This window comes from Methylomonas sp. BG-2, assembly GCF_057766305.1.
Genome location: NZ_JBYMAP010000170.1, coordinates 1 through 8,621, shown reverse-complemented (window position 1 = coordinate 8,621; position 8,621 = coordinate 1). Strand labels below are relative to the sequence as shown.

Sequence of the window (8,621 nt, the reverse complement as noted above, 5' to 3'; positions counted from 1 at the left end):
CGTGGCCGTCGGGGGTACGCAGCATCGCGATCTCGACGCGTTGGCCCGGCAAACCTGTGACGCGGCCGGCCCATTCATCGGCCATGGTCATGCGGCCTTCGCGGATCAGGCCGAGTTCGGCGAAAAACTCGACCGCGGCGTCGAGGTTTTCCACGACCATGCCGACATTGTCCATACGTTTGACGGTCGTAATGTCTCCAGGGTTGCTACAGTTTGACGTAGACGGCGTTACAAAACTTCCACGTTCGACATCCGAATCCAGCACTGCTCACCGTGGAAACCCTCCACGCCGATGGAAGGGTTGCGGCGTCGGCGGCACCCATGCGGCCGGGCGACACGCGTCGGACTTGGCCGGCCGCGACGGCGAACGATTCTACTTAAGCAATATCCTGGCTGCGCAAATACTCTTCGTATTCGCCTTGGTAATCGATAATGCCGTTGGGGGTCAGTTCGATGACGCGGGTCGCCAAGGACGAGACGAACTCGCGGTCGTGGCTGACGAAAATCAATGTGCCGGGGTAGTTTTCCAGCGCAATGTTCAGCGATTCGATCGATTCCATGTCCAGGTGATTGGTCGGTTCGTCCAACACCAGCACGTTGTTTTTTTGCAGGATCAACTTGCCGAACAGCATCCGGCCTTGTTCGCCGCCGGACAGTACCTTCACCGATTTATTGATCTCGTCCTGCGAAAACAACAAACGGCCCAGCGTGCCGCGTATCACCTGATCGTCGTCGCTTTCCTTGCGCCACTGCCCCATCCAATTGATCAAGGTCAGATCCTCGGCAAAATCGTCGGCATGGTCTTGCGCGAAATAACCCACGTCGGCATTTTCGGCCCACTTGACTTCACCACCATCAGGCGTCAGATCGCCAACCAGGGTTTTCAGCAGCGTGGATTTACCGATACCGTTGGGACCGATCACCGCCACCCGTTCGCCGGCGGCGATCATCAGATTCAGATTTTCGAACAAGGGTTGCTCGCCGTAGCCTTTCGCGAGATTTTCCACTTCCACCGCCAAGCGATGCAATTTTTTGGTCTGATCGAAGCGTATGAAGGGGTTAACCCGGCTGGACGGCTTGACTTCGTCGAGCTTGATCTTTTCCAACTGGCGCGCCCGCGAGGTGGCTTGCTTGGCCTTGGAGGCGTTGGCGGAAAACCGGCTGACGAAGGTCTGCAACTCGGCGATCTGGGCCTTCTTCTTGGCGTTGCTGGCCAACAACTGCTCCCTGACCTGGGTCACGGCGGTCATGTAGTCGTCGTAGTTGCCTGGGTAAACCCGAAGTTCGCCGTAATCCAGATCGGCCATGTGAGTGCAGACGCTGTTCAAGAAGTGCCGGTCATGGGAAATAATCACCATCGTCGATTCGCGCTCGTTCAACACGTTTTCCAGCCAGCGTATCGTGTTGATGTCCAGGTTGTTGGTCGGCTCGTCGAGCAGCATGATGTCGGGATCGGCGAACAAGGCTTGCGCCAACAGCACCCGCAGTTTCCAGCCGGGCGCGACCGCGCTCATCGGGCCGTTATGCTGTTCCTGCGGGATGTCCAGGCCCAGCAACAGTTCGCCGGCGCGGGATTCGGCGGTGTAGCCGTTGTATTCGGCGAACACCGCTTCCAGCTCGGCCGCGCGCATGTAGTCGTCTTCGGTCGCTTCCAGGTTGGCGTAGATGGCGTCGCGTTCCGACATCGCCGCCCACATTTCGGCGTGGCCCATCATCACCACGTCCAACACGCGCCGGTCTTCGTAAGCGAATTGATCCTGGCGCAACACGCCGATGCGTTCGTTGGGCGTGATGCTGACATTGCCGGCCGACGGCTCCAAATCGCCGCTCAGAATTTTCATAAAGGTCGATTTGCCGCAACCGTTGGCGCCGATCAGACCAAAGCGATGGCCGTTGCCGAATTTGACCGAAATGTTTTCGAACAGGGGCTTGGCCCCAAATTGCATCGTGATGTTAGCTGTAGAGATCAAGAAAATTTCCGTTAGATAGAATGGCTGGGGCTGGCCCGGCCGGAAAAAGTAGGGAGCGGCATTTTAACAGAGTTGCCGGTCCTATCCGCCGCCGGCACCGGGAAAGCGCCGGCGGCGAGTCTTACAACTTATCCAAGGCCGCCGCCAGCGTCGCCACGGTGCGATCGAGGTTTTGCAGTTTGTCCAGACCGAACAAACCGAGCCGGAAGGTCTTGAAATCCGCGCCCTCGCCGCACTGCAACGGCACGCCGGCGGCGATTTGCAAGCCCAAATCGATGAATTTCTTGCCGGTCTTCAGGTCGTCGTCGCTGGTGTAGCACACCACCACGCCCGGCGCACCAAAACCGGTCGCGGCGACCGATTTGAAGCCGCGTTCGGCCAATAAGTCGCGCACCCGCCGCCCCAATTCCAACTGTTCCTGTTTGACCTTGTCGAAACCGTAGGCTTCGGTTTCCAGCATCACCGCGCGCAATCCGCGTAAACCGTCGGTCGGCATTGTCGCGTGGTAGGCATGGCCGCCCTGCTCGTAAGCTTCCATGATTTGCAGCCATTTTTTCAGGTCGGCGGCAAAACTGGTGCTGGTTGTCGCGTCGATACGCTCGCGGGCCGCGGCGCCCAACATCACCAAACCGCAACACGGCGAAGCGCTCCAGTCTTTCTGTGGCGCGCTGATCAAGATGTCCACGCCCAGCTGTTGCATATCTACCCAGACCGTGCCGGAGGCAATGCAATCCAGCACAAACAGCCCGCCGACCGCATGCACCGCGTCGGCCAGCGCGTGCAAATAATCGTCGGGCAAGATCATGCCGGCCGAGGTTTCCACGTGCGGCGCGAACACAAAATCCGGTTTTTCGCGGGCGATGGCCGCCACGGCTTCGTCTATGGGCACCGGCGCAAACGCCGGTTGCGGTCCGTCTTCGCTCGGCCGCGCCGCTAACACGACGGCTTCGGATGGAATCTCACCCATCTCGAAAATCTGGGTCCAGCGGTAACTGAACCAGCCGTTGCGTATCACCAGACATTTTTTGCCGGTCGCAAATTGGCGGGCCACCGCCTCCATGCCGAAAGTCCCGGAGCCCGGCACGACGATCGCCGCCTCGGCGCGGTAAACGGTTTTCAGGATGCGCGAGATGTCGCGCAGGGTTTCCTGAAACACCGCCGACATGTGGTTGGTCGCTCGGTCGGTATACACCACCGAATATTCCAACAAGCCATCCGGATCGACATGGGCTAATAATCCAGGCACGGTTTCATCTCCTCGTTTAGTTAATCTTCAACTGCATTCGACTTTGTCGGATTCCAGACAATCCGCGCGGGCTCGCCGCCGCCAGCCCTCCCCGGTTCGGGCGGGGCAACGACGCGACGGCAGCAGCCGGACCGCGGACACGGGCAGAGCAAGCCGGCCATCTTAGCGCGACTTGACATAAAAAGTATTCAAGATGCGGGCCACTTCGAGTTTCGGCGTTCGCGGATCGGCTGGAAGGCCGGATGAGAGGCCTGATCACGCGGCGTTGCGAAGCGGCCTGGGGCGATTGTGCAAGCCTTTTGAATTACTCTGAAAGTCATTGGCAAAATAATACGGACGCACCGGTGTCGGCGCGCCGTCAATCGCGGCTAAAGCCGCTCCTACGCCCATGGGTTTCATTCTCCGGGGCGAAAACCTTTTAATGAGCGTTACTCTGAAAGTCATGGTGGGAGCGACGCATTTCATTTGCCCAGATGATCGCCAAGTCTTCATGACCGTTAGTTCGACGAAAAACCAATCGTCTCCGTTGGCGGGATTTTAAATCCGCTGCGTCTATGCCTGTACAACCCCAAAAATGGAGAACAGGACCATGACACCGACGATTAAACGCCTGGCGGCCGGCATTGCGCTGGTTTGCGCCCAGGCATACGCCGAGGAAGGCACCCATCGTTTCAACATACCGGCGCAAAGCCTGGCCTCGGCGCTGCAACAGTTGGCGGCGCAATCCGGCGCGGCGATGTTGTATGCCGAGCAATCGGCCGCCGGCAAGACCAGTCCGGCGCTACAAGGCGAGTACACCGTGGCGGAAGCGGTCCGCCGGTTGTTGGCCGGTAGCGGCTTGAGCTTTAGCATCGGCGCCGACGGCACCGTCACGTTAAAACCAGCAGGTAAAGACGGCGTTTCAACTTTGGGCGCGGTGACCGTCACCGCCCAGGCCGTCTACGACAGCACCGACCCGTACAATCCGGATTACACCCGCCCCACCGCCGCGACCGCCACCAAAACCGATACCGCGCTGATCGAAACCCCGTATTCGGTCAAGGTGATTCCGCAACAAGTCATCGAGGATCAGCAAGGCGTGCGTCTGGAACGGGTGCTGCAAAACGTTAGCGGCGTAACTCGCGAGCCGGCCGGCAACCTAACGGTGGAAAGCTTTAACTTGCGCGGCTTTCAAAGCTATTACACCTACCGCGACGGCTTGCGGATGGGTTTGTTTTCGCCACGGGAAATGGCCAACGTGGAGCGAGTGGAAGTACTGAAAGGCCCCGGTTCGATTTTGTACGGCCGCGCCGATCCCGGCGGTGTGATCAATGTCGTCACCAAGCAACCGCTGGCCGATCCCTATTATTCGCTACAACAGCAATTCGGTTCCTATGATTTTTACCGCACCGCGCTCGACGCCACCGGCCCGCTGACGGCCGACAAATCGCTGCGCTACCGGGTGAATTTGTCCTACGAGGACGCCCACTCATTCAAGGAATTCAACCGGAACGAGAACATCTTCGTCGCGCCGGTGCTGCTCTGGGAGATCAGCCCGCGCACCCGCGTCGGCCTGGAGCTGGAATATGCCAACATCCGCTCGCCGGTGGACATCGGCATTCCACCGCTGAACGGCAAGCCGATCCTGCTGCCGCGCGAACGCAATCTCGGCGAAGCCTGGGCCAAGCGCAATAACGAACAGATTTTGGTGGGGCTGAATTGGTCGCACGACTTCAACGACGATTGGAATATCAAGCAGCGCTTCAATACGCAACTGGTCACCGAGGACGAGGTCTACCTGGGCCGCAACGGCTGGATCGGCGACGGCGTGGACAGCCGCTATTACGGTCAGCAAACCGACACGATGAACACCTATTTCACCAACGTCGATCTGACCGGCAAGTTCGACACCTGGGGTGCCAAGCATACGCTGTTACTCGGCGGCGATTATTACCAGCAGGACGAAGTGGCCAACTACGCGGATTATGTAGGCGACTTGCCGATCAACGTCTACCAGCCCAGCCATTTGGCGAGCCGACCGTCGCTGGCCGACGGTGATGCCGGGCAATACGGCAGCCTGACCGAGTGGTACGGCGTCTATTTGCAGGACCAGGTCAAACTGCCTTTCAACCTGCACGCCTTGGGCGGCTTGCGTTACGACAACGCCACCACCACCGACAATTTCGCGCCGTTCAGCAGCTATGTCGACGACCGGGTCAGCCCGCGCGGCGGTCTGCTGTGGCGGCCGATTCCGCAATTGTCGGTGTACGGCAGCTACACCGAAAACTTCGGCGCGACCAACGCCTTCGATAGCGACAACAAACCGCTTCGGCCGCAAACCGCGCAGCAGTGGGAAGTCGGCGTCAAAACCGAACTATGGGACGAACGCTTCACCGGCACGCTGGCCTATTTCGACTTGACCAAGCAAAACATGCCGACCGTCGATCCGTTGAACACCAATCGCTCGGTGGCCATCGGCGAAGTGGAAAGTCGCGGCCTGGAAGTGGACTTGGCCGGCAAGATTCTGCCCGGCTGGCAAATCATCGGCGCCTATGCCTACACCCCCTTCGTCGAAGTCACCAAGGATTACGCCGACGACGGCAACGGCAACGTGACGCTCGGCAAAACCGGCAAGCGCAATCCCAACGTGGCCCGCCACAACGGCAGCCTGTGGACCACCTACGAGTTCCAGTCCGGCGAGCTGAACGGCCTGACGCTGGGCGGCGGCGCAACCGCGATCGGCAACCGCAAGGGCGACTTCGACAATAGCTACACCCTGCCCGGCTACGCCACCTTCAACCTGATGGCCGGCTATAAACTCAAAATCGGCGGCAGCCGGGCCAGCCTGCAGCTGAACGTGGACAACCTGCTGGACAAGACCTATTACTCCGGCAGCAACGGCGGCCAGGTCATCCACTACGGCATGCCGCGCACCTTGATGGGCTCGCTGCGCATCGAGTACTGACATGAACCGCCGGCGCCTGCGCGGCCTCTGGTTGATGCTGCATCGCTACCTGGGATTGGCGCTGGGCCTGCCGCTGGCGCTGATCGGCCTCAGCGGCAGCCTGATCGTGTTCGGCTGGCCGCTGGATGCCTGGCTGAATCGGGAGCTGACGCGGGTAGCGGTTCCGCCCGGCGCGGTGGCGCGGCCGTTGGCCGAGATCGTCGCGGCGGCGCGGGCCTATGTACCGGCCGATACCGCGCCGCTGGACTGGCTGACGTTTCCGGAGCGCGCCGATCAAGCCTTCCGCTTTAGTTACCAATCGCCAGCATCGCCCGACAGCTACGAAATTTTCGTCGATCCCTACACTGCCGCCGTGGTCGGCCAGCGCTTGTGGGGCGACTTCGCCGCCTGTTGCAGTTGGCACGGACCGCTCATGACCGTGATTTACCGCTTTCACGACTCGTTCTGGCTGGGCGAAACCGGCCAAACCCTGGTCGGCGGCATCGGCTTGATCGGATTGATTTCGATCCTGAGCGGCCTAGTGTTGTGGTGGCCGAATCCCGGCAAATGGCGCGCGGCACTGACGGCCAAGACCGGCGCCAGCCGCCAGCGGCGGGTGTTCGATCTGCATAAACTGGCCGGTAGCTACGGGTTTGTGGTGTTGCTTGCGTTACTGTTTACCGGCGTCTACATGAATTTTCCGGCGCCAAGCCGAGCCATCGTCGAATACTTTTCGCCGCTGACCGCCGCGCCGGACGACTTACGCTCCACGCCCGGCGTCGGCCCCGCGCTGTCCGTGGATGCCGCCGTCGCGGCGGCGCGGCGCCATTTCCCCAGCGGCAAACCGGCCACGCTGGCATTGCCGACCACGACGGACGGCGTTTACGTTGTCGATTTCTTCGGCGGCGACGAGCTGACGCCGACCTTGGCCGGCCACAGTCTGACGATCGATCAATATTCCGGCGCCTTGCTGCACCGCCGAGATCCGGCCAACCTGAGCGCCGGCGACCGCTTTCACGCCTGGCAATTCGGCCTGCACAGCGGCCAAGCCTTGGGCTTGCCCGGACAACTGTTGGTGATGGCCTGCGGCCCGGTGCCGGCGATACTCTACGTCAGCGGTTTCATCCGCTGGCGGCAAAAATGCCGGGCGCGCCGCCACACCCGCGTACCCTAGCCGGCGTTTGCGTTTAACACCGCTAGCGCGATATTCCGCTGGATGCTTGTAAAATCGCGGCTTTGTTTCCATTGCCTACAAACCCGATGACCGCTACGCTGCACCACGCCCGCACGCCTTTCGACGACTGGCGCGCGGTCGCCGTTTCGCTGTATATGACGCTGGTCGGCTACGGCGTGCTGGTGGCCTTACCCGCGATCAGTTCCGCGCGGGTGGCCTTGCTGGGCTTTTCCGAGGAACAGATCGGCCGCTTGTCCAGTGCGGACTTGGGCGGCCTGGCGGCCGGCGCGGCGCTGGGTTCGCTGTCGATAGCCGGCGGCAACCGCCGAATATTGGTTCTGCTCGGCGCGCTGACGGTAATCGTCGCCAACGCCTTGTGCCTGCGCTATCAAGACTACCCCAGCACGTTGATGCTGCGGCTGTTGGCCGGCTTGGGCAGCGGCTTGTATACCTCGGTGGCGGTCGCCAATCTGGGCGCCACTTCGCGACCGGCCCAGGCCTATAACCGAATGCTGTTCGCGTTCGCGTTTTCCCAGGCGCTGGAATTGCAGATGCTGCCGCAATTGTCGATGAACGGCATTTACGCCGGCTTCATCGCGGCCTACGCCCTCGGTCTGGCTGGGTTGAAATGGCTGCCCCGCCATGCGCCGTCCCGCCAGTTGGACGTGGTTATCGATGTCGAGAACGGTAGCGGCCGCCATGTCGAGCATCGCCGGGTGCCGGCCTATCTGGTCTGGGCTTGCCTGCTGGCGATCTTGCTGACCTACACCAACATCGGCGGCTACTGGACCTATATCGAATTGGCGGCCCGCTCGGCCGGCGTCGCCCCGGATTGGATCAACCGCTTGTTGGTGTGGGGCTCGCTGGCCGGGATTCTGGGCTGCTTGCTGGCCACCCGGATCAGCAACCGCTTTGGTTTGGCCCGACCGCTACTGGCTGCGTTGTTGTTGATGGCAATAGCGGTCGGCTTGCTTGGCTTGGGCATGAATACCGCGAGCGTCTCGGTCTCGATGTTGACGTTTAATTGGCTGTGGATATTCATCGATGTCTATCAAATGGCCTTCATCGCCAATGCCGACCACTCCGGCCGTTTCTCGTCATTGATTCCCGCCGCGCAAGGCCTGGGGCAAATTTGCGGGCCCAATTTAGCGGCATCGCTGCTGGCCGGCGGCGCCGATTACGCGGCGGTTTTTGAGGTGTGCTCGCTGTTCGCGGTGTTGAGCTGGTTAAGCTATTTGGCGGTTTATTTGAGCTTGCGCCGGCGACTACCGGAACTGGCCGACGCCTGTTAGTCAGCGACCGCTTAGC

The 8,621-nt window shown here is 60.8% G+C and carries 5 protein-coding genes; 3 read left to right on the top strand and 2 right to left on the bottom strand.

Going from position 1 to position 8,621, the window contains the following annotated elements; translation table 11 throughout:
- Nucleotides 1-377 precede the first annotated feature (377 nt).
- Together AC3B8H_RS15270 and AC3B8H_RS15265 are read right to left on the bottom strand one after the other, a co-directional pair.
- Nucleotides 378-1,970 carry an ABC-F family ATPase gene (locus AC3B8H_RS15270; RefSeq protein WP_488442402.1) on the bottom strand — a complete coding sequence of 531 codons (1,593 nt, stop codon included), beginning with the start codon at nucleotides 1,968-1,970 and terminating at the stop codon, nucleotides 378-380.
- A 121-nt stretch (nucleotides 1,971-2,091) separates the two neighbouring features.
- Nucleotides 2,092-3,216, bottom strand: a complete 1,125-nt coding sequence (locus tag AC3B8H_RS15265) for an aminotransferase class V-fold PLP-dependent enzyme (protein WP_488442401.1) — start codon at nucleotides 3,214-3,216, stop codon at nucleotides 2,092-2,094.
- Nucleotides 3,217-3,805: 589 nt separating this feature from the next.
- Between AC3B8H_RS15265 and AC3B8H_RS15260 the strand changes: the two genes are divergently transcribed.
- The 3 genes from AC3B8H_RS15260 (at nucleotide 3,806) to AC3B8H_RS15250 (ending at nucleotide 8,605) form a co-directional block, all read left to right on the top strand.
- Complete coding sequence (locus AC3B8H_RS15260) at nucleotides 3,806-6,160, top strand: TonB-dependent siderophore receptor (protein ID WP_488442400.1); 2,355 nt, start codon at nucleotides 3,806-3,808, stop codon at nucleotides 6,158-6,160.
- Between the two features lies 1 nt (nucleotide 6,161).
- Nucleotides 6,162-7,313, top strand: a complete 1,152-nt coding sequence (locus AC3B8H_RS15255) for a PepSY-associated TM helix domain-containing protein (protein ID WP_488442399.1) — start codon at nucleotides 6,162-6,164, stop codon at nucleotides 7,311-7,313.
- A gap of 86 nt (nucleotides 7,314-7,399) precedes the next feature.
- Nucleotides 7,400-8,605: an MFS transporter gene (locus tag AC3B8H_RS15250; protein WP_488442398.1), complete on the top strand. Its 1,206-nt coding sequence runs from the start codon at nucleotides 7,400-7,402 to the stop codon at nucleotides 8,603-8,605.
- The last annotated feature ends 16 nt before the right edge of the window (nucleotides 8,606-8,621 follow it).